A 21,551-nucleotide genomic window follows, 5' to 3' on the forward strand; every position below is an offset into this window, starting at 1 on the left:
AATCAGTATAATCCTAGGAACTTACGCTTTGTAAGCCTCTGCCAATCACTTCCCATTCATTAAGCCGCCATTCGATCATATTTTTCCGGTTCATCTCCCGGACCATAATAAAATACTTATTGGCCAGGCTGGTATTTCCTTTTAGATCATAGTATTGAGCCAGGTAATAGAGCATGCGAGCCTTTGTATCCAGCTTTTTTTCATTGCCAATTCGGTTTGCGATATCCGTATCCCCGGAAAAATCGAAAAACAGCCGCAGCATGTACCATTCCAAGGAATTAGGTGTTACTGTGGGGATTACTTTTTCCAGAAATCCCTTTACTTCCTGAGGTTTGCCGATTTTATACCAGGAAATACTCGCTAAAAGTGCGTAGCTGCTGTGGCTTGGTGACCGTTTATAGGCTTCGATAAAGGCGTCCCGAGCTTCGCGCCACCGTTTATCCCTCATGTAGAGCATCCCGAGGGCTTCAAAGGCGAAATAATAGTCAGGGTTCAGTTCGGAAAGCCGTTTATAGTCCCGTTCTGCCCCTTTATAATCTTCCAGTTCATCCCGGATGCCCGCGCTGTACACATAGGCAAGAAAATAGTCCTTATTAATGCTGATAGCCCGGTCATATTCGGCGAGGGCTTCTGTTTTTCTGCCTAAATCTAAAAGTACATTGCCCCGGTCCAGAGCAACCCAGTAATCGCCGGGGGCGAGCTCTTTTGCCAGATCCAGGTCTGTCAGGGCCTCCCGGAGAAAATTATTCTCCCGATACAGGCGGGCCCGTTCCTGCAGTGGCAGGGCCCATTTAGGGTTAAGTGCAATTGCCTTGTTAAAGGCCGCTTCGGCTGCCTTGGGGTTCCGGTTGTAGCGGTCTACCCTGCCTTGTCCAAGGAGGGCGTCGCTATTATCAGGATCTATAGAAAGGGCTTTTTTATAGTAGGCTTCGGCAAGTTTGTAAGTCTTAGCTTCTAAGGCTATATCTCCTAAATTTGTCAAAGCCTGGGTGTTTTGGGGGTTGATGGACACAATACGTTCTAACAGCTGTTTCTGTTCTTTTGTGTTGCCCCCTAAGCCCTCTACCTCTGCGAGGAGGAGCAGGGTTTCCTGATTGTCCGCGTCCTTCTGCAAAAGATTCTGTAGGGTTAAGCGGGCATCGGCAATATTACCCGATGTTGCAAGAATGCTCGCCTTTAAGCGCTGCATGGGAGCTGTGTCGGCTGTGTCCTTATCTAACTGGTCAAAAAGTTCCAGAGCTTTGGAGAATTTTCCCTGCTGCATGGCTTCAGTAACGGAAGCAAGCACCTTTGCAATTTGTTCTTCCTTTTTAAGCGGTTTCTCAGGAGGTGCTTTTTCCGGTATTGATGTAGCTTCTGTTGTTTTTCCTCGCAGATCGGATTCCTGAGGCGTCTTTTCCGGGAATCCCGCTGAACCAGGCTTACTGGTAACACAAGATCCAAGCAGGAGGAGGGTAAGGGCCAGCCCAAACACCATTCTATATTGTAGTAATTGCATATTCTTCCTTGCCATGGTGGCTATAGTATATGATGGTATTAAAATCGGCAAGGTGAGCCAATTTCAAAAGTCTTGAGCTTTTGAAATAGCTTCAGTTGAAATAAAGCTAGCTATTGAGGTATGCTGAGGATAATGAAAAGACATGTTGTATTGCGAACCATAGGTCTTATCGGCCTCTATGCAGCGGTATTTGTTGCTCTTGTTCTTATTCAATATGTGCGGAGAACCGCCTTTACTCTGAACCTGGGCTCCTTGGTCATTTCTGGCAATTACCGGGATGCAGGGGCGATTAAAAAGCAGGCAAAAGAAGAGCCATACCTGACCGAAGGCCGGCTTTCGGTATTTTTTGGCGGTATGGAATTTAGGATGGCTGAGGAAGATGGTTTTTCTGTAACCAAAACCAATGGAACAAAACATCCCCTTTCTGGGCTTTCCTTTACCCTTTTGGATAACGCTGTACAAGTAGCCTTGTCAGATGGTAGTACTTTATTATTTAAGACCTTCTACGCTAATGGTGTAGAGACCCTAAGCATACAGGCCTCTTTGGAAGGGTCGTCACAGGATATCAGGCTTCCCTTCCGGCCCTTGAGATCCTCCCATGTTATGTCCGGTGAGCAGAATCGATATATGGTATCTGCGGGCGGCAAGAATTATCTGTTTACCGGGTCATCTGTGGATTATCAAAATAAATTGATTAGCCTTAAAAAGGGTATGTCCATGGCAGCCTATGGTATGATGCCAGAAAAGAAGGGCTTTAATCCCAGCGACCTTGTTATCGCAAGCGCTCTGGATTCTCAGGCCTATACAGCAGCAATCAGCCGATGGCAGGCCCAAGCCTCCGCGACCTGGGAACGCAATATGGCTGGCAGCCCCGATGAAGATACCGTACTTGCCTATGTTTCTCAGGCTGCCAGAAAGGGGAGCTACCGGAGCGCAACCGGTACAACTCCCGTGGTTTTCCTTGAGGGAAATCAGCGAACCTATCGATCTTCCGCATTCTTCGGCCGCCTGGATATTGCTCTGCGAGGCCTGGTTTCGGCAGACCGGGAATATCTGGGCCGGCTCTCTCGGATGATAAACGAAAAAAACCAGGATATTCTTGCTGAACCGGACCTGGTGCGAAACCTTTCCATCCGGGGATCCAAAGCCCTCGTGGATGATCTTATGAACATGGTAAAAACCATGGATCCAAGTACAATAAGTCCTGCTACTGCCCTGGGTGTTATAGAGAATTTTGTCAGCTGGAAAAAATACCGCGGATCAGATGAGAACCCCTTTGAACGGCTGAAAGAACAGGCCCTCTTTGTTCTTTCTGGCACCTTAAAGTCCAGTTCCGACGGTCTTGTGCTTGCCTTCCCCGCAGCACAGGGTGATGTAGCGTATTCGATAAGACTAGGTAACGCGTTCGTGCTCTATGGCACCAGCGCAGGGCTTGCCGATTGGACAGCGCTTGGAAGGACCTTAATTCTTTCTGTATTAAGCCTTGCCGATTCAAGCGGCTCTGTGCCTGCTCTGGTGGATCTATCAAAAGATAGCAAGTCGTTTGTTGTTGCAGGGGAAACAAGAATTTCCGCATCTCGCATGTATTCCCAAATTACCGGGGACCTGTATTATCCGCGGATTGAACAAATTGCCGTTTCCGGTTACCCAGGCCTCTGGGCATGGACCGGAGCCGGAGCTCTTTCTGCCACCTTTGATGGATCGGTCCTTGATATTACAGTTCCCTTTTATGAAGGGGAAACCCATTACATGATGATAAAGGGGGTAAAACCCTTTAGAAAAATACAGCTCTATTCTATCGATTTCCGTACTGATCCCCGTTTTGAACGGTATGATTCATCTGGTTGGGCCTATTCTGAGTCGGAACAAACCCTGCTCTTAAAAATGAAGCACCGCGCACAGGAAGAGCATATACGGATTTTCTATCAAACTGCGGAACAGTGATGGAACTGAACATGGAAAAAGTTGATGGAGCCTTCTTTGCAGGCTGTAAACATCCGGTGGAATTTGTGTTTATCCGACATGGTGAGAGTGAAGGCAACGCAGTGGGAGTTTTTCAGGGACTTCTTGATTTTCCGCTCACCGACCGGGGCCGTGAACAAGCCCGGCTTCGGGGAAAGCAGCTAAAGGCTCTGCCCTGTTGCGTGCATCCCAATAAGGTCGGCGTTTTTTCTTCCCCCATGGGTCGGGCCCAGGAGACCGCCGCGCTTGTAGCGGAGGCCGCAGGTTTTGCCCCGCCGACGATTGTCCCATCCCTTACTGAACTTGATACCGGTGTCTGGACCGGTAAGGCCTGGGCGGATGTTCGCTCCGACGATAACGAACTGTGGCCCCATTTCCGAGCTAAAAGCTGGGCAGCGATTCCCGAAGCTGAATCGGAAGGCGCCCTTTACCAAAGAGCCCTGGATGCGTGGAAATATCTAAGGGACCAATCGATAGACCATAACTTGCAGACCGTTATTGCTGTAAGCCACGCTGGTTTCTTGCAATGGTTGTTTAGGGTAACCTTGGGCTGTACATCCTGGTTCCCCCTCATTCCGGTGCATAACTGCGGAATGTTCCGTTTTAAGGTAGAACCAATCAAGGGTCATGCCGCCTATGTTGCCTGGGAAACTATCGACGAACCGTTGCCTTCGGCATCATTGTAAAGATTCTGGCCCCGCCCGCTCCATAAGCTCATCCCGTTCCTGTTCGCTGTCCGCAATAATGCTTGCCGCAAGGAAGCGGGCGACCACGGTTTCTGTCGTATAGACCCCCATGGGTACGGCCCCTTCTTTCCATAGCTCTTTCGATGTGCTGTACCCCGAAAAATCCACGAGTCCTTCCTGCTGGGAGGTACAGTAGAACCGGGCCTGTTTTTTCCGGCCCATTGCAAAGGCCCGCTTCAGCGAATAGGGACCCTCGCGGAAACCGGCGGTTCCTGTGTCGTAGAGTTCAAGAAAGAAATATCGAACCCCCTGGTCCATAAGGGCCGTCAGATAATCGGAGCGGAGCCCCGGGTAGATACGGAAAACACACATGGAATTGGCAGCCTCTTCTAAAAGCTGGGTCAGCACATATTGGTCCGCTTCCAGGGGCCCGGTAAGCAGGGAAGACCCGGCATGGATAGGTTTCTGCATGTTCCAGTTTCTAAATCCATCAGACCCGATTCGTTCAAATTTAAGGTTCAAGGGCGAAAGAATCCGCCCGCTATGCACCACATATACCCCGGTCTTTTCTTTTACCGCCACGTTGATGGCCAATTCCATGGCTTTGGCAGCCTCGTCGGAGGTTCCCGGTGCGGTGGAGGATGCGGCAAGCACGATAGGGACCCCCGCATCGGCGAACAGCCAGTAAAGGAGGGGAGCTGTATAGGGCAGGGTGTCGGTACCATGGGTTACCACGATACCGTTGGCAGTACCAGAATTTATCCGTTCTGTAATGGTCGTAATCAGGGCTGCCCAGTCGGAGGGTATAATCTCTTCCGAGAGGATGCGCCCTACTTGGATAGATTCAAAGCGGATTTTCGATTCCAGGTGGTTCATGCGCTGGTGGATCAGTTCCTTTAGTACCCGTTCATCGCCACTTTCTACCATGCCGTCTTCTGCTATGCGGCCCGAAATGGCTCCGCCCATAGAAAGAACATAGACTAAGGAAACGGAAAGCTGCTCCCGTAAGATCTCCTTGACCATGTTCGGTTCCGCAAGCCCGCCGGTCTCCCGCATGATCCGGCCTGTCAGGAAACGAATAGGCCGTGCATCTCCTTCCCGAACCCGCTTAACTTCCAGCGGATTTTCTTCAATTACCCGGCGGACTATGTCGGAAATGACCTTTTCGTCGGTTAATTGTTCCCAGCCCTGTTCTTTTACAATGGTTTCCGGATCCTTATTTTCTTCCAGCACTGCGGTGATTGTCTGTTTTGCAATACCCGTATGGATGCGGCGGTCTGCAAGGAGTTTTATGATAGTAGCAAACCGTTCAGGTGTGAGCGGTGAGGTCTGGGGTGTTAATTGCAGCCGTTTAAATTCTTTAATGACATAGGATGAAAGCCATTGGGCAGTTTCCCGGGGACTGGCCCCATGGGCGATGGTCTGTTCAAAAAAATCGGCCCGGCTTTTTTCATCACATATAAACTCTGCCTGAGGAAGGGTAAGTCCATATTGGGCCATAACACGGTTGCGGCGCGGTTCAGGCAATTCAACCGTAAAGGATTCCAGGGCTTCAAGAATATCCGGACCCGGTATAAAGGGTTGTGTCTTAGGAAGCAGCTCGAATTTGGGCTGGTTCTCGAGTTTACGTTTCTGGAAGGATTCGGTGTTGTTTTTAGTTTCATTCCATATTCGGCTTTCAGGAAGCACGGTTCCGCCGTGTTCCAGTATTTCTTCCTGCCGATTAAGTTCAACGTTAATCGCTTTTCTGACAAAGTTAAATGAATTAAGATTTCGCAGTTTTACAAAACCCTCAGGCTCTTCCGGATAGGGGGCAAGGGCGACATGGGCATTACAGCGGATAACACTTTCTACGGGTACCCCAGGGATGACCTCCAGGTACTGAATACGGCGGCGTAAATCAGACAGGAAGACCTCCGCTTCTTCTCCAATCTCAAAGTCCGCCTCGGTGCGGATTCTGAGGCTGGGCATTCCGGCGGTAGAATAGTCCATCCGTGTTTCCTTTCCTGAATGGGTAAGCCGACCAGCATCTTCTTCGATCCTGAGTTCCGCGATGCGGATGTGTTTTTTTCTTCTATGAAAGACGATATCCATAAAGCCGTCGGTGCCGAGTTTTAGGGATAGACGGGAAAGGGCATATTCGGGGGGTAGATCCGGGGTGCTCAGGTTCTTTTCATAGACTGGTTTTTTTACCAATACGCAGTTCAAGGCCTTTGCGATCGTATAGGCCTTACGGGCTGCTATCTGGTTTAATTGGGGCGGAACGGTGCCTTCACCCCGGCATACTGGGCAAGAAGCAAGCATGCCGTTTTCCATATATGTGCAGTCGCAAAAGGTTTTTACCCCCGTTAAAAGGAGTATGCGTACTTCCAGCGAAATATAGGATTTTAACATGGTATAACCGCCTTTCATTCGTACTATGCTGGGCATAGCCCTGCCTGTCAAGGTCTTGCCAAGGATGAATATATTTGACATTTTATCTTCCTTACGTTAATTTTGTAAGGATGTAAAGGAGACTGTGTGATCAAGCGTGACTTTCCAAAAATCCACTTCTATGACCAGGATTTTGTAGACATATACGACAGAACGTGGGCTTGGATACAGGACAGCTGGCTTTCTGGACCGGAGAAAAGCGCCGTTAAGGGCAAGTTTTTTGGCTATCCCGGTTGTACCAAAGTAACCCAGCTGGAAGCTATTTTATCATCCTTTTTTCTCGTTTACTCAAATAGAATTTACCAGGCCCATCCTACTTTGGATATATTTTACGAACGGCAGGAAGCCAATGGGGCAATCCGCTGGGCCTACGAAATAGAGTCCGGTAATCCGGTTGTGAGCCCAGAAAATCCTGAAGGGTTAGGCCTTCCGCTCTTTGCCTGGGCCGAGTTTAATCTTTACCATAAATCTGCCAATAAAAAGCGTGTTAAAGAGGTAGTCCCCGTCTTACATCGGTATATGGCCTGGATCGATTCCCTGTATAAGCGTCCGAACGGGCTCTATGCGGTACCTCTGGCTGCAACGGGTATGGACAATGCTCCCCGGGAAGATGCGGTGTACCTTATAGATTTTAACACCGTCATGGCAATCAACGCCCTGTATATGTCAGCCCTTGCAGATATCCTTAATGACAAGGAAGCCAGCTTTCAGTACAAACGGCAATATTTCTCGCTTAAAACAAGGATCAATTCGCTCATGTGGGACCCTGATTCGGGATTCTATTATGATCTTGATGAAAATGAACGCAGGCTTTCGGTTAAGACTATTGCGGGTTACTGGCCTCTTTTAGCTGAGCTGCCAAACGACGATAAGGCGGAACGGATTATCGAAAAACTCACCGATCCGGAATATTTTGGTACCCCCCATCCCTATCCAACGGTGGCACGAAACGAGCCCAGTTTCAGCGAAAACGGTGACGGCTATCGGGGTTCGGTGTTTCCTCATTTGACATTTATGGTAATTAAGGGCTTGGAAAAATACCAACGCTGGGATCTGGCTCGGGAATGCGCTATCCGGCACCTCTATTTTGTGCTCGATTCTATGCATCCGGAGGGAAATCACCATAAGGGAAACCTCTGGGAAGCCTATTTGCCCCTAAAAGAAGGTCCTGCCCAATGGCCGGGCCGCGAAGGATTTCCCCGACCTAATTATCTCAGTTATATCGCCCTGTCTACTATTTGCCTTACAATAGAAAATATCATTGGTCTTTCCATCTCGCTGCCGCGGAAGACCGTAGACTGGATAATTCCCAACCTGGAGATTATGGGTATAGAAAACCTTTCCCTTAAGCGGAACATGATTACGATTCTGTCGAATAAAAGCGGCCGCGGCTGGGAAATACACATGGAAAGCGAAAAACTTTATTATTTTACCATCAATATCCTGGGCAAGAAAAAGAAGACCCTTCCGATCCCATCTGGAAAATGCTCTATGCTCATAGACAAGCTGTAAGTGGGCACCTATGGCCAACGGGGACTTTCGACTTGTAGCGGTGATTGAAATTGGCTCCACAGGAATTCGTCTGGTCGTTGCAGAGATTAATTCCTCCGGAGCCTGGCATGTGGTGGACCGGGCAGGAAAACCCGTCGCTCTCGGCCGTGATGTCTTTACCCGGGGTGTTATTTCCCGGGAGTCCATGCTTGCAAGCATGGTGGTCCTGCAAAACTACCGGGAACTTTTGAATGGCTGGGGTATTGATGACCGGGATATCCATGTTATAGCTACCAGCGCCCTCCGGGAAGCCCGAAACCGGGATATGTTTATTGACCGGGTCTACCTAGTGACCGGTTTTAAAATCGTTGTAGTCGAGGGTATCGAAGAAAACCGCCTCATGTATCTTGCGGTTCGTTTTGCCTTAAAGGATGACCGCCCCCAGTTCAGCCGTTCAAACTCGGTCATAATAGAAGTGGGCGGCGGTTCTACGGAACTCATGCTTCTTCGGCGGGGAAAAATGGTAGCTGCCCACAGCCTCAGGCTGGGGACCATACTGGTGGACCAGCAGGTCAGACAAACCATGGGATCAAATCTCTATTTACAGCGCTTCCTGACCGAAAGCGTTAATAATACCTGCGAATCTCTTAACGTAGAGCTTGATTTAAGCCATGTCAAAATATTTATTGTAGCCGGTTCAGATGCACGTCTTGTGGCAAGCCGTTTTGGAGTAGAAATAAATAAAAACTGCTGGGTGGTGGATAGGGAAGTCTTTTGTGAATTTGTGGATCGTATAAAGGGCTACAGCATAGAAGAGTGTGTACAGAAACTGAGAATTCCCTTTGCAGAAGCAGAAGGTATAATTCCGGGGCTGCTTACTTATAAATTGTTCCTTGAAAAGACCTCGGCCACAGAATTAATCGTTCCTAATGCGTCCATACGGGAAGGAATGCTTATCAATCTGTCTCAGGGTATTGATCCGGGGTTGCAAGAAGAGTTCTACTCTCAGATTATTGCATCGGCGGTCAATTTAGGAAGAAAATATCGGTTCGATGAAAACCATAGCCGCCATGTCACCACGTTAGCGCTCCAGCTTTTTGATGCACTGATAAAAATACATGGTATGGATCGGCGGGCCCGCCTCTTACTGGAAGTTTCCGGTGTGTTGCATGATGTGGGCATGTTTATCCGCAGTTCCGGGCATCACAAGCACAGCCAATATATAGTAGCTAATTCTGAAATATTTGGTCTCCATCAGGAAGATTTGGATATTATTTCCAATGTGGTACGCTACCATCGCAAAAGCCCTCCAAATTCAACCCATATTTCTTTTATTGCCCTCCAGCGGGAGGACCGAATATTGGTATTAAAACTTGCAGCCCTGCTTCGGGTGGCCGATGCACTCGACCGTGGTCATGCGCAACGAATACAGGATATACGGGTTGAACAAAGGGATGACTCTATTGTGATTCTGGTCCCGGGAAATCATGATTTGACCCTGGAACGGTATGGTTTGGAAGAAAAAGCTGATATGTTCCAGGAAGTCTTTGGTTACAAGGTCGTTTTATTGTAGGTGGTTTATGCTTACTGTTCCTTTTCGTTATTTTAACCGTGATCTATCTTGGGTTGATTTTAACGCCCGTGTCCTTGGAGAAGCCCTTCGTCAGGATTTGCCGGTCCTTGATCGGCTCAAATTCCTTACCATAGTGGCATCCAATTTTGATGAGTTTTTTATGGTCCGGGTGGCGGCAATAAAGCGAGCCCAGCGGATGAACCTTGGCCGGGATCCCTCCGGTCTTCTTCCGGAAGAACAATTGCAGCTTATTTCGGAAAAGGTAAAGGAAATAACCCGTAAAACCTACGAATGCCTCACAGCAGAAGTGCTTCCCGATCTTGCACGGGCAGGCCTAGAACTTATTCGTCCTGGTTCCTACAGCGAAGCCCAATATGAATATTTGGAAAACCTGTTCCAAAAAGAAGTGTATCCGATTTTAACGCCCCTTAAACTCGAAGAAGGTAAGGAGCCCCCAACCATGGGGAACCTGAAACTGCATGGGGCTTTCCTTCTTGAAAGCGGTCAGGTTGCCATTGTACAGGTCCCCACCGCTTTGGATCGAATAATTTGGCTGCCTCCGGAACCAGGTCAAAAAAAGCCCTGGGCCTTGCTGGATGATGTGGTAATGCTCTGGGCCCATCGGCTTTTTAACGGGTATACCATCAAAGAGGCCATGCTTTTTAAGGTTACCCGGGACGCAGATTTTTCGGTAGACGAAGAACGGGACGAAGATTTTGTAGAAGCTATGGCAGAGGTGCTTCAGAACCGGGAACATTCCTGGCCAGTAAGGTTATCTTATTCGGGTAATAGCCCTGTCCTTAAGGAACGGCTTGCCAAGCTCCTGGAATTGGAAGAGATGGATCTCTATGAAATGCCTGGACCTATCGATCTGCGGTCCCTTTCTGAATTAGCCTTTATAAAAGGCTTTGATCAGTTCCGGGAGCCCCTCTGGCCTGCTCTCTGGCCGGCAGAATTGCCGGAAGATGAACCGATGTGGGAGTACTTGCACCAATCTGATCTATTGCTGCAGCTTCCCTATCATTCTTTTGATCCGGTTGTTCGTTTTATTCAGGATGCTGCCATAGACCCCCAAGTTTTGGCTATTAAAATTACCCTGTACCGCACAAGCGGCGATTCCCCCATTGTCAAAGCCCTTGAACAGGCCGCCCGGAACGGCAAGCAGGTAACGGTACTGGTAGAATTAAAGGCCCGATTTGATGAGGAACGTAACATTACCTGGGCAAGCAGGCTCGAACGGGCTGGGGTCATTGTGGTTTATGGAATCGCCCAGTTAAAAGTACATGCAAAAATCTGCCTTGTGGTACGGAAAGAAGAAAACGGGATTTGCCGCTACGTTCATATATCTACGGGAAACTACAATGATAAGACTGCCCGACTGTATAGCGATCTGAGCCTGTTTACCACAAACCAGCAAATTGCTCAGGATGCAACCCTATTCTTTAATATGATTACCGGTTATTCAGTCATCCAGAGTACCCAGCAGCTTTTAATCGCACCGGTTAATCTTAAGCGCCGTCTGATTGAACTGATAGATCGGGAAGCAAAGCGGTCAAGTCAAGATTATCCGGGGAGAATTGTGGCAAAATTCAATTCCCTCGCAGATGTGGATATCATCAATGCCCTGTACCGGGCTAGCCAGGCAGGGGTTTCTATTGAGCTCAACGTACGGGGCATTTGTATGCTCGTGCCAGGTGTTCCGGGGTTATCAGAGCATATCCGGGTGGTAAGTATCGTAGACCGTTACTTAGAGCATTCCCGTATCCTCTATTTTGCAAACGGAGGGGCTGAGGAACTCTATATTTCCAGCGCCGATTGGATGAGCCGGAATCTGGATCGGAGAATTGAGCTCATGGTTCCCATACTGGATGCTTCCATTGCTGAAACTGTTAAAAAGCTGCTTTTTAGCTATTTTAATGACAATACCCACAGCCATATTTTAGGTTCTGATGGCAGTTGGGTTCGGCGGGAGCCAGGATCGGAGGAAAGTGCTTTCCGGGTTCAAGAAGCGCTCTATACGTCGATTAAAGAGACTAATGAAATATCCCGCTCGGCTCCCCGGCAGGAATTTGTAGTCCGCCGCCGCCCTCCATCTGAATAAGCCTCAGCAAATAAAAAGGAAACATTATGAAACGCATCATACTAAAGCCATCTCAAGAACGCCGGTTGCTTGCCGGTCATCCCTGGGTTTTTGATAACGAGGTTGAACGCATTCTTGGCCCCGATGGTCCGGCTCACCTGGAAGCGGGAGAACTGGTAGATGTGGAAAGTGCTCGGAAAACCTATATTGGCCGGGCGTTTGCCAATCCCCGATCAAAGATAGTGGGCCGAATATTTTCATCATCCAAAGAAGGGGTCGACAAGGGTTTTTTTAAGGCCCGGCTTCGCAATGCAATTGAGCGGAGAAAAGAGTATTACAATTTGGATGAGGAGTGCGAGCGGCTGGTTTTTGCCGAAGCGGATCTGTTGCCTGGTCTTATCATTGATCGTTTTATTGGATGGCCGGCGGTTCAAGCTGAGCCCCATATACTGGAAAAAAATAATGCAGGCGAACCGGTGTCTTTTAAAACCCTTCAGGCTGCCCTGGGGCCCGCAGGTATCTGGCTTTCAGTCCAGTTTCTCAGTTATGCGGTGGATCTTCGGAAAACACAGATCCTTGAAGTTCTGGAAGAGCTTATTGGTCCAGTTAGCGGAATCATCGAACGGGATGAAAGTCCGGTCCGCAGTTTGGAAGGACTCCCTCAGTTTTCGGGTCTTATTGCCGGTACTTATCCAGAGGGGGGGATTTGCATATTTGAAAACGGACTTCCCTTTTTCGCTGATCTTATGGAAGGCCAAAAAACAGGGCATTTTTTAGACCAGCGCGATAATCGGCGCCGGGCTGCTCGATATGCTTCGGGCAAGCGAGTATTGGATATGTGCTGCCATTCAGGGGGTTTTGCAATTCATGCGGCCCGCGGGGGTGCTTCGTCTATATTAGCGGCGGATATTTCCCCCCATGCACTGGATTCGGTGGTCCGTAATGCTCGCCTTAATGGTGTGGAGGATAGACTCTCTGTAGAACAGGGAGACCTGTTTGATCTGCTCCGAAATTATGAACGAAATAAACAGGAGTTTGATCTCGTTATCCTCGATCCGCCAGCCTTTGCAAAATCTCATAAAAGTATAGAAGGGGCTATTCGGGGCTATAAGGAGATTAATCTGCGGGCCCTTTCGCTGCTGAGGCGGGGCGGGATCCTGGTAACCTGTTCCTGCAGTCAAGCTATGACGGAAGGACGCTTTAAGGCCATGGTCCAAGAAGCTGCCATGGATGCGGAGAAACGGCTCCATATGCTGGAATTTGCCTATCAAGCGCCAGATCACCCAATCCTTGTGGGCTACGAGGAGTCCTTGTACTTAAAATGCGGTATTTACCGGGTCTTGTAATTAGTAGTGGTACTGCTACAATAAATGTTCAAGCAGTATTTTTAAGCCTATGGCTATGAGAATAATGCCCCCTGCAAGTTCTGCCCGTTTTTCAATTAAATAGCCAATCCGTTTTCCAAATTCAAAACCCGCGAGGCATACTCCAAAGGTTACTGCTCCTATAGTGAGCGCGGGGAACAGAATTGCTTTTCCGAGAAGACTATAAGATAGACCGACCGCCAGGGCATCTATGCTGGTTGCGATGGACAGGGTGAGCAGGATTTTCACATCCCGTACGTCTGTTTTACCTTTTTTCTGAGGTGTTTCCCCATCTTCGCAGGCAGGATTTTCATTTTCAAAAGATTCTATCACCATTTTAATGCCGATAAATGCAAGCAGTACAAAGGCGATCCAGTGGTCGATTTTTTGAATATAAACACGAAAATAGGTTCCTAAAAACCATCCTAATACGGGCATGGCAAATTGGAATAATCCGAACGAAAAGGATCCCCTCAGAATATGGCGGGCCTTCAGTTGGTCGGTACAAATACCAGAAGAAACGGACACTGCAAAAGCATCCATAGATAAGCCAATAGCAATCAATAAAGTCTGAAACATGGGGCCTAGTATGTACGAACCAAAAGCCTTTTTGCAAGCCGTTCTATATTATCTTTTGCAGACCCGTGAGGCAGTTTATATATTTCCCGCAGTGCCCGCTCTGTGTAGCGGTGTGCGAAGCTCCTTGCGGCTTCTATTCCCCCAAGATTCCGTGTTGCAGCAAGTATGAGATTATAGTCACTGTTCGGAAACCGTTCTGTTTGAACAAGCTCTCTCAGTTTGCCATCCTTGTCCTGGCGCAGTGCGCAGATGAGCGGAAGCGTAACGAGGCCCGCACGAATATCATTACCCACAGGTTTTTTTAGTTCCGTTTCATTGCCGGTATAGTCAAGAATATCATCGATGATTTGGAATGCCATGCCAATGTTGTATCCGATACGTCTCAGCCGTTCAGTAATCTGGGCTGCTGCTTTGGCTTCGGAAGCGCCGACATGGCATGCAAGGGAAAACAGTAAAGCGGTCTTGCCGATGATTTTCTGCAAATAGATCCTAATTGATGTAGAAGGACGGTAGCGATCCGCATCTTGGTTGAGCTCCATGGAACAGATTACCGAAATAACCTTCCCAAGATTTACCGCATTTTGCGGATTTGTATACTCGGCAGCCACGAGAAAACAGCGAGAAAGCAAAAAATCGCCAATCAGAACCGCATCCTTCTTGCCGTAATTGATATGTACCGCCGGTAATCCCCGGCGGAGCGGAGAATCATCAATAACATCATCGTGAATCAGTGTGGCCGTATGCAGCATTTCAATCGCAGCTGCAAGGGGATATATTCGTTTTGGGTCTGGGTTCCCAAATTGAGAAGCCAGAATCAGCATACCGGGCCTGAGCATTTTCCCCGGATTATGAAACAATTCGGAAAGAGCCTCCTGAATGATAGGATTAGATGAGGCAGTAGCTGTATGGATATAGTCGGACACGGCCGTAATGGCCGTGTCCATACCGGGGAAATCACTCCAGAAATCGCCCATATTGTTTAGTATCAGTCCTTTTTGGAAGGATTATCCAGGTACAGATAATTTTTTCTGGCGAAGCGGGTTCCATTCCACCATTTTTTAAAGAACGGCACAACCCAGCAATCTAGTCCAAAGGCCCGACCGGCGCCGCCCAACATGAGGAAAGCCGCAAATATGAACCACACCTGGTCCCAGGCGAACATACCCGACAGGGTAAAGACCACGCACATAACGATGGATGCCGCTGCGGCCCACCAGGTAAAGAGGCCGCCAAAAAGCGCGAGCCCTATACCAATTTCGGCGGCGACGACCATAAGCTGGAAGGCCTGGAATGGTATGTGGCTTGCCATACCATCCATGAAGGTGGTCCTAAACCAGGTTGCCACTACCCCTTGGGGGTTAAATATAGGTTTGCTGAGGTCCCAGATTTTTCCAAAAGTTTGTGCAACTGCTTCTGTTCCCGCCGCTACTGCCGTCCCGACCGTTTCGGCTGCCTGTTCAGAAGCTGCCGCAACCGCATCGTAGGCTGGCTGGGCTGCCTGTGCAACCGCCGCAGCTGTATTGGATACCTCTTCCGATGCCGCTGCCACCGCATCAGCCCCGGTAGATGCCGCCGCTTGGACTGCCTGGGCTACTGCAGTGCCGGCCTGTTTAACGCCGGGGCTGAACATCCAGGTCGATTTGCTTCCCGAACCCCAGGCGAGCCATCCCTCACCTATCTTGTTGACCCCTTCCATAACCCACATGAGTCCGAGCCATAACCTTAAGGGGAGGAGCCAATATCCTCTGGTCCGGTAAGAACCAAATCCATGCACTATGTTGCGGTGATGTTCCATGATAAGGAATTCGTGTTTGAGGTATTCCCAACATTGGTTGATACCAGCTACTCCCAGAAGATAGTGCAGATTGATGAGATGCTTCATTGCCATGGCGGGCAAGCCTGATAATTTCATGCCTCCCGCATTGGAAACAGCGTATTTACCGCCTACAGAAACCATAAATCCGTGATAGTTAGACTTAAAGGTCTTTACCGGGGTTCCGTCTATTGCGGCTGCAATATTGTGGGCCGCTACATCTGCGGTTTGCAGGGCCGTTTCTACAATTTGGGGCAGGGGCTTGTTGTTCTCGATAAACCAGATATTGTCCCCCACCAGAAACACGTTCTGATAATCAACGGATCTCATTTCCGCATTAACCAGGATGCGGCCTTTCTTCCCTGAAATATCCCGGTGTTCCTTTTTGAATTTGCAGTCCGCTAGTCCGCAGGTTCCATGGGCTTTCATGATTTCGCAGTCCCTGTTACCGCAGCGCCCCTTGGTGAGGTCGAGCATACCCGCAAAGTGACAGCCCTGAACCCCTGCGGTCCAAACAAAGGTTTCGGTTTCAATGGTGGACCCATCTTTCAGTTTAACAATTCCGGGTTCAGCCCCCACAATTGGAGTGTTGGTTCTGAGTTCAACTTTGTGTTTTTTAAGGTATTTTTCTACCTTTGCGCGCAGGTCTTCTTCCAAAATGGGGAGAATTGAAGGCAATGCTTCGACCACGATCACCTTGACCTCGTCGGGAGAAACAAGCCACTTTTTGCACATTTCATCTCGCCATTCAAGGAGTTCCCCTGCAAGCTCAATACCGGTAAAACCAGCTCCGGCAACAACAAAGGTGAGCATTTTTTGTCTGAGTTTTGTATCCTGAATCGCAATGGCCTTTTCAAAGGTTTTTTCGATATGGTGCCGGATTTTTATAGCATCATCAAAGGACCAGAGGGTAAACGAATTTTCTTTAATGCCCGGTACGCCAAAAAACTCAGGTTCTGCGCCGGAACCAATGACAAGATAATCATAGCTATACCGGTTGGTGGCAGAGATAGCAACCTGTTCTTTAAAGTCGATTGTTTCGATACGGTCAAGGATAACCTTAACTTTAGATGCGCCAAAAATTTTGGCGAATGGAATACGAACCGAATCTGGCTCTACCCGATGCCCTGCAACCTCATGAAGTTCAGTCATCAGTGTATGAAAGGGATTCCTGTCTATTAGTGTGATTGAGATGTCGGGGTTTTTCTTAAAATGTTTAGCGAGCTTTTTAGCTGCTTCGATGCCGCCGTAGCCGCCTCCAATTATGAGTATGTTTTTTGATTCACCCATTGTAGTGACTCCTTGTAGTTAATTATGGTACATAACCGGCTTAATCCTATATTATGTTATCGATATAATTGTTTCTAAGCCGGTTTTTTATCAAGAAATAAGTATATTGTGGTTTTTATATTGTGGCAAGAGTATGTTGACTAGTTAAGTCAAATATTTTTGATAAATAAATATCTATTAAAATATGTTCGAGAGCCGATCCTGCGGATCGTATCTGCATGTCTCCTTCGGTGATAAGAGAGAGTGCTTTGAGCGCTCTTTGTGTATCGTATCTTTTTGCAGCTTCTCGGTAATCCCTCTGGGCACGGGGAGAAGCGAGCCCAATTTTTTTAAGTTCAAAATCATTAAGTTGTCGGGTCTGAACAAGTCCAAGGTAATCGAGGAGTTTCCTAAAACACCAGGCAAGGCCTGCGAAAAGGGCCTGGGGACTTTCCTTTGAATTGAGTAAGGTATGTACTATTTCAAACCCCTTTTCTCGATCTCCAAGGGCAATTTGGGTAAAGAGTGTAAATGCCGATTCTTCCCGTGTATGGGCGAGCAGTTGTTCTACCTTTTCAGCGCTGATGGGTTCAGATTTATCAAGAAAGAGCACAAGCCGCGAGCATTCCTGCCTTAGTGCTTCTGTGTTGTTTTCTACCAGTTCGAGTATTGTCTCGACCGCATCGCTTTGAATCTGAAAGCCTGAGCGTCGAAAAAAAACTGTTACCCATTCGGTTTTACGATTTTCAAAGAGCTCCCAAAAGATTTTTTTTTGATCCTTTGGTATGGTGGTCTCAAGCTTTTTATCTATCCCAATCTCATCAGAAATAAGTATGAGAAAAGTATCTTCCTGAGCTTGGACAAGATAGCTTGCAAGAAGTTCTATATCATCCTTTTTTTTAATGGATTCAGCATTTTTTACGAGAATAAGTCGGGCTTCAGAAAAGAGAGAACTATTGTGAAGGACAGAAACAATATCCGAAATTGGGGTTTCGGATGCATAAAATGTTTGTTCCTCCGGAGCAAAGCCATATTTTTTTGTAATTTCTTGTCGTACTGCCTGTACAGCGTCTTGCCGCTCTCCGATTTCCGGGCCCGTAAAGAGATAGCACAGTCCTTTTGCCATAAAATCCTACTAATAAGAACGAATAATGCAGGAGAGTCTGCCGAGAACTCGTACATCCTGGCAAAAAATAGGTGAATAAGCGGAATTTTCTGGCTGTAGTCGGATTCGGTTACTCTCTTTATAAAAACGTTTCAAGGTGACCGCATCATCTACTACGGCGACCACAATTTCTCCGTTATGAGCCGTTTCCCGTTTCTCTATGACTGCCAAGTCCCCGTCCATAATACCCGCTTCAATCATGGAATCGCCGCGTATGTTGAGCGCAAAATATTCACCCTGTTTTTTTACAAGCGATGGTGGAACGGAGATGGTTCCTTCCCAGTTCTCTTCTGCCAGTATGGGTTTGCCCGCTGCAACAGTCCCCAAAATGGGAATTTGGATCGGTTGTTCCGTCTTTTCATGCTCAATCTTGTCTTGAACTACTTCGATAGTACGGGACCGTTTGTCTGCCAGTCGGAGATACCCCTTTTTCTTAAGGGCACTCAGATGATCGTAGGCGCCTTTGACCGAAATTGAAAAATGATCCGCAATTTCGCGGATTGTGGGCGGGTAGGTGTGGGCTTTTGTAAACGCACTGATGAAGGACAACACTTCCCGTTGCCGTTCCGTGAGCTCTTTCATCGTTCCATCCTTATGCCATGCTTTTTGATCTTCGCATGGAGATTACTTGGATACATACCAATCACTTCTGCTGTACGAGATATAATATACCCATTTTCAGAAAGTTTGTACTCCAAATAGCGTTTTTCGAACAAATCTTTAGCATCGTTATAATTAAGTTCCAAAATGTCGCTCGGGAGTCCTGTTGGGGAATTTAATTCTCCGGCGGCTGATTTTTTAATAGTTTTGCTTGATTGGATATTAGAAACCATTCCTAGCATGTTTTCTACCACATCCCGTTCAACTGTTTCTGTTTCGCAGAGTATCGAAAGCCGTTCAGCAAAATTTTTAAGCTCCCTTACGTTTCCCGGCCAGGCATATTGGCTGATAAAATTCATGGCTTCGGTAGAAAGTTTGATATCACTGGTGCCAAAGGATTGTAAAAAGTGTTGCAGCAATTCTGGAATATCCTCAGTCCGTTCTCGGAGAGGCGGAATATGGATAGGAATGACGTTAAGACGGAAGAAGAGGTCCTCCCGGAAGCGCCCCGCCCTGCACTCAGCTTCCAAATCCTTATTGGTAGCTGCGATGATGCGAACATCGACTGTGAGGGTCTGCTCCCCTCCTAGCCGTTCTATCTTTTGTTCCTGTATGGCCCGCAGCACCTTTGCCTGGGCTGTCAATGTCATATCCCCAATTTCGTCTAGAAAGAGGCTTCCCCCATTAGCGATCTCGAATCGCCCTTTGCGGCTCGATACCGCATCGGTAAAGGCTCCCTTTTCGTGGCCAAAAAGCTCGCTTTCTATAAGCGTATCAGGGATGGCAGCGCAGTTTACCTCCACAAGGGGTTTGTCCGCCCGTCCTGACTTAAAATGAATGGCCCGGGCAACCAGTTCCTTGCCGGTGCCGTTCTCACCGCTAATGAGTACCCTCGCATCAGACTGGGCTGCCTGTTCTATACGGTCTTTTACTGCCTGAATCCCCGGGCTGTGGCCGATGATTTCTTCATAGGAAAGCTGTTTTGCTTTTTTTAGGCTTATATTTTCATGACGCAGTTTTTGAATTGTCAGAGCATTTTTCGTAACCGTTAAGACCTTATCGAGCGAAAGGGGCTTTTCAAGAAAATCAAAGGCTCCAAGCTTTACAGCCTTAACAGCCATATCAACATTTGCATGGCCCGAAATCATAATTACTTCAATTCCTGGCCAAGCACTGCGTATTTTTTCAAGGGCTTCGAGCCCTCCCATCCGGGGCAACAGTACATCGAGAAAAATGAGGTCAAAGAATGTTTGTTCAAGCAAAGAAAGCCCTATAAGGGCATCTTCGGCTGTTTCCACACGGTAACCCTCATCCATCAATATGGAAGACAGGGCCGTACGGATACCCGATTCATCATCTATAATTAAGATAGTATTCATGAGCGTTGCAAGCCCTCATCAACAGGCAAATCGATGTAAAAGGTGGTACCCACCCCTACGGCAGAATCAAACCAGATACTTCCCCCATGGTCAAGAACAATTCGTTCTACGATAGATAATCCCAACCCGGTACCTGCCGCTTTGGTTGTAAAATAGGGAGTAAAAATGAGTGCACGGTTTTCCGCAGGAATACCGCAGCCGGTATCCTTAATGCTGATTCTACAATAGCGGCTATCCTGTTTTTTGACAAGGTCAGAACGTATTTCAATGGTTCCTCGGTTATGCATGGCATCGATGCTGTTGATAATCAAGTTTGCTAATACCTGGCTAATATGCCGTCTATCTACACGTAAATAGATGTTTTCCGAACCTATATTGGTAATAAATTGAACTTCAGGGAAGGAATTCCTATACAGGCTGATGGCTTCATCGATAAGCGGTGTAAGGGCTGTGCGTTCCAGAGTGGGCGGCGGAAGCCGGGAAAAGGTTCTAAATTCGGTGAGCAGGTTGGTAAGACTGTCGGTTTCCTGAATAATGGCCATCATGGAACTTTCCAGTATTTCGCCAAGCCGTTTCGGTTCGGTCTTCCATCTTCGCAGCACCCGTTCAGCGGAAAGTTTTATAGGAGTAAGGGGATTTTTAATTTCATGGGCAAGCCGCTGAGACATATCTTTCCAGATAATTTCCTTTTCGGTCTGCAGTGCTTTGGATTGGGCCTTTTCCAGGTTCCTGACCATGCTGTTAAATGAATCTATCAGGATGCCAAAATCGTCTTTTGTCCTGCTCAGTACCCGGATGGAAAGATCCCCTTCAGCTACCTTTTTTGTTGCCTGAACCAGGTTGCTGATGGGCTGGCTCAATGTGGTGCTCAGTGAAATGGCGATAATGACAACCATGAGCACAATAGGCAAATAAAACACAAGATAAAAGCCGCCCAAGAGGGGAACCAATTGGGATCCAAGGTCGGATAGGGTTGCGATAGTGTACTTCCCTGCATCAATACGGGCGAGTTTTTCATCAAAACCTGGTCCGAGGCTATAGGTAATAACTACAACAGAAGTATCAGACTGAGGGACGATATAGCGAATGCAGTCTGGATCCCTATTTTCGTTTCTGTTTACAAAGCCTTTTGCCGTACCGGGAGGTTCGGCTAATAAGAATTGATCATTCCCGAAAGCCCGTTTTGTCTTATAGATACCGTCCTCATTCTTAACAAACTGCTGTACCGCAAGGAGCGATGGATCGATGTCAGAAAGGGGCTGCTTTTGTTCTAAAATCGTTGTAAGAGGAGCCGAGTCTGCCCATTTTTGTAAAAATGCGAGCCGGTAGCGGTAAGCATCCAGGGCAAACCATCGGGCATCTTCCGCAATGGTTCCAATTTTGGTCTGGTCCCATGTGTGCAAAAGATTCGAAATGAGCCGCACATGAATGATGACCGTAGGAATAGAAATAAAAAGCGTTAGCACAAGGAAATAGACCAGAAACTTCAGTTTAAGGCGGCTCCCGCTTCTTTTTTGCAGGATATCTCGAATGAGCCGGTACAGGGCCACCGCAAGAAAAAGGCCCAGGACCAGAGATATCATGACAAAAACGATGATGTACAAGGATACGGAAAAACTCTGTCTATTTACAAATTGGGTAAACAGGCTTGATGAAAAA

General features: G+C 47.8%; 15 protein-coding genes. 6 read left to right on the forward strand and 9 right to left on the reverse strand.

The genetic code is table 11. The features are described from left to right. Positions 1 to 13 precede the first annotated feature (13 nt). Positions 14 to 1,513 (reverse strand): tetratricopeptide repeat protein, encoded by a 1,500-nt coding sequence (locus tag Q7P68_RS01915; RefSeq protein ID WP_304222120.1) that lies wholly within the window; start codon positions 1,511 to 1,513, stop codon positions 14 to 16. Between the two features lie 117 nt (positions 1,514 to 1,630). Here Q7P68_RS01915 and Q7P68_RS01920 point away from each other — a divergent pair, with 117 nt between their 5' ends. Together Q7P68_RS01920 and Q7P68_RS01925 are read left to right on the forward strand one after the other, a co-directional pair. Further along, positions 1,631 to 3,442 (forward strand): hypothetical protein, encoded by a 1,812-nt coding sequence (locus tag Q7P68_RS01920; protein ID WP_304222121.1) that lies wholly within the window; start codon positions 1,631 to 1,633, stop codon positions 3,440 to 3,442. A gap of 11 nt (positions 3,443 to 3,453) precedes the next feature. Continuing rightward, a complete protein-coding gene (locus tag Q7P68_RS01925) occupies positions 3,454 to 4,146 on the forward strand; it encodes a histidine phosphatase family protein (protein ID WP_304222122.1) in 693 nt (230 codons plus the stop codon). Here Q7P68_RS01925 and Q7P68_RS01930 read toward each other — a convergent pair. Next, positions 4,138 to 6,621: an asparaginase domain-containing protein gene (locus Q7P68_RS01930; RefSeq protein ID WP_304222124.1), complete on the reverse strand. Its 2,484-nt coding sequence runs from the start codon at positions 6,619 to 6,621 to the stop codon at positions 4,138 to 4,140. The genes Q7P68_RS01925 and Q7P68_RS01930 overlap by 9 nt on opposite strands. Before the next feature lie 45 nt (positions 6,622 to 6,666). Here Q7P68_RS01930 and Q7P68_RS01935 point away from each other — a divergent pair, with 45 nt between their 5' ends. The 4 genes from Q7P68_RS01935 to Q7P68_RS01950 are packed head-to-tail and all read left to right on the forward strand — an operon-like array spanning position 6,667 to position 13,069. After that, a complete protein-coding gene (locus tag Q7P68_RS01935) occupies positions 6,667 to 8,091 on the forward strand; it encodes an MGH1-like glycoside hydrolase domain-containing protein (RefSeq protein ID WP_304222126.1) in 1,425 nt (474 codons plus the stop codon). A 10-nt stretch (positions 8,092 to 8,101) separates the two neighbouring features. Continuing rightward, on the forward strand, positions 8,102 to 9,643 hold the full coding sequence (locus Q7P68_RS01940) for a Ppx/GppA phosphatase family protein (protein ID WP_304222128.1): 1,542 nt from the start codon (positions 8,102 to 8,104) through the stop codon (positions 9,641 to 9,643). Positions 9,644 to 9,650: 7 nt separating this feature from the next. Then, positions 9,651 to 11,744 (forward strand): polyphosphate kinase 1, encoded by a 2,094-nt coding sequence (gene ppk1, locus Q7P68_RS01945; protein WP_304222130.1) that lies wholly within the window; start codon positions 9,651 to 9,653, stop codon positions 11,742 to 11,744. Positions 11,745 to 11,770: 26 nt separating this feature from the next. Next, complete coding sequence (locus Q7P68_RS01950; RefSeq protein ID WP_304222132.1) at positions 11,771 to 13,069, forward strand: class I SAM-dependent rRNA methyltransferase; 1,299 nt, start codon at positions 11,771 to 11,773, stop codon at positions 13,067 to 13,069. A gap of 15 nt (positions 13,070 to 13,084) precedes the next feature. Here the strand turns inward: Q7P68_RS01950 and Q7P68_RS01955 are convergent, their stop codons facing one another. The 7 genes from Q7P68_RS01955 to Q7P68_RS01985 all read right to left on the reverse strand — a co-directional run bounded on the left by Q7P68_RS01955 (position 13,085) and on the right by Q7P68_RS01985 (position 21,475). Beyond that, a complete protein-coding gene (locus Q7P68_RS01955) occupies positions 13,085 to 13,666 on the reverse strand; it encodes a manganese efflux pump MntP (RefSeq protein WP_304222134.1) in 582 nt (193 codons plus the stop codon). A 5-nt stretch (positions 13,667 to 13,671) separates the two neighbouring features. Next, a complete protein-coding gene (locus tag Q7P68_RS01960) occupies positions 13,672 to 14,640 on the reverse strand; it encodes a polyprenyl synthetase family protein (protein ID WP_304222136.1) in 969 nt (322 codons plus the stop codon). Between the two features lie 11 nt (positions 14,641 to 14,651). Continuing rightward, entirely contained in the window at positions 14,652 to 16,769 is a 2,118-nt protein-coding gene (locus Q7P68_RS01965; protein WP_304222139.1) for an FAD-dependent oxidoreductase, read from the reverse strand. Positions 16,770 to 16,884: 115 nt separating this feature from the next. Continuing rightward, positions 16,885 to 17,874 carry a DNA polymerase III subunit delta gene (holA, locus tag Q7P68_RS01970; RefSeq protein WP_304222141.1) on the reverse strand — a complete coding sequence of 330 codons (990 nt, stop codon included), beginning with the start codon at positions 17,872 to 17,874 and terminating at the stop codon, positions 16,885 to 16,887. A 9-nt stretch (positions 17,875 to 17,883) separates the two neighbouring features. Continuing rightward, the gene (gene lexA, locus Q7P68_RS01975; RefSeq protein WP_304222144.1) at positions 17,884 to 18,495 is read right to left on the reverse strand and encodes a transcriptional repressor LexA; all 612 of its coding nucleotides are present in this window, start codon (positions 18,493 to 18,495) and stop codon (positions 17,884 to 17,886) included. After that, positions 18,492 to 19,892 (reverse strand): sigma-54-dependent transcriptional regulator, encoded by a 1,401-nt coding sequence (locus tag Q7P68_RS01980; RefSeq protein WP_304222146.1) that lies wholly within the window; start codon positions 19,890 to 19,892, stop codon positions 18,492 to 18,494. Before Q7P68_RS01980 ends, lexA begins: the two co-directional genes overlap by 4 nt. Further along, on the reverse strand, positions 19,889 to 21,475 hold the full coding sequence (locus tag Q7P68_RS01985; RefSeq protein WP_304222149.1) for a sensor histidine kinase: 1,587 nt from the start codon (positions 21,473 to 21,475) through the stop codon (positions 19,889 to 19,891). Before Q7P68_RS01985 ends, Q7P68_RS01980 begins: the two co-directional genes overlap by 4 nt. Positions 21,476 to 21,551: the final 76 nt, after the last annotated feature.

The organism is Gracilinema caldarium, assembly GCF_029265695.1.
Classification (GTDB): domain Bacteria; phylum Spirochaetota; class Spirochaetia; order Treponematales; family Breznakiellaceae; genus Gracilinema; species Gracilinema caldarium_A.

Coding starts and splice junctions, on each gene's coding strand:
- Q7P68_RS01915 (WP_304222120.1), bottom strand. CDS start 1,513: ATGGCAAGGAAGAATATGCAATTACTACAATATAGAATGGTGTTTGGG.
- Q7P68_RS01920 (WP_304222121.1), top strand. CDS start 1,631: ATGAAAAGACATGTTGTATTGCGAACCATAGGTCTTATCGGCCTCTAT.
- Q7P68_RS01925 (WP_304222122.1), top strand. CDS start 3,454: ATGGAAAAAGTTGATGGAGCCTTCTTTGCAGGCTGTAAACATCCGGTG.
- Q7P68_RS01930 (WP_304222124.1), bottom strand. CDS start 6,621: ATGTCAAATATATTCATCCTTGGCAAGACCTTGACAGGCAGGGCTATG.
- Q7P68_RS01940 (WP_304222128.1), top strand. CDS start 8,102: ATGGCCAACGGGGACTTTCGACTTGTAGCGGTGATTGAAATTGGCTCC.
- ppk1 (WP_304222130.1), top strand. CDS start 9,651: ATGCTTACTGTTCCTTTTCGTTATTTTAACCGTGATCTATCTTGGGTT.
- Q7P68_RS01950 (WP_304222132.1), top strand. CDS start 11,771: ATGAAACGCATCATACTAAAGCCATCTCAAGAACGCCGGTTGCTTGCC.
- Q7P68_RS01955 (WP_304222134.1), bottom strand. CDS start 13,666: ATGTTTCAGACTTTATTGATTGCTATTGGCTTATCTATGGATGCTTTT.
- Q7P68_RS01960 (WP_304222136.1), bottom strand. CDS start 14,640: ATGGGCGATTTCTGGAGTGATTTCCCCGGTATGGACACGGCCATTACG.
- Q7P68_RS01965 (WP_304222139.1), bottom strand. CDS start 16,769: ATGGGTGAATCAAAAAACATACTCATAATTGGAGGCGGCTACGGCGGC.
- holA (WP_304222141.1), bottom strand. CDS start 17,874: ATGGCAAAAGGACTGTGCTATCTCTTTACGGGCCCGGAAATCGGAGAG.
- lexA (WP_304222144.1), bottom strand. CDS start 18,495: ATGAAAGAGCTCACGGAACGGCAACGGGAAGTGTTGTCCTTCATCAGT.
- Q7P68_RS01980 (WP_304222146.1), bottom strand. CDS start 19,892: ATGAATACTATCTTAATTATAGATGATGAATCGGGTATCCGTACGGCC.
- Q7P68_RS01985 (WP_304222149.1), bottom strand. CDS start 21,475: ATGATATCTCTGGTCCTGGGCCTTTTTCTTGCGGTGGCCCTGTACCGG.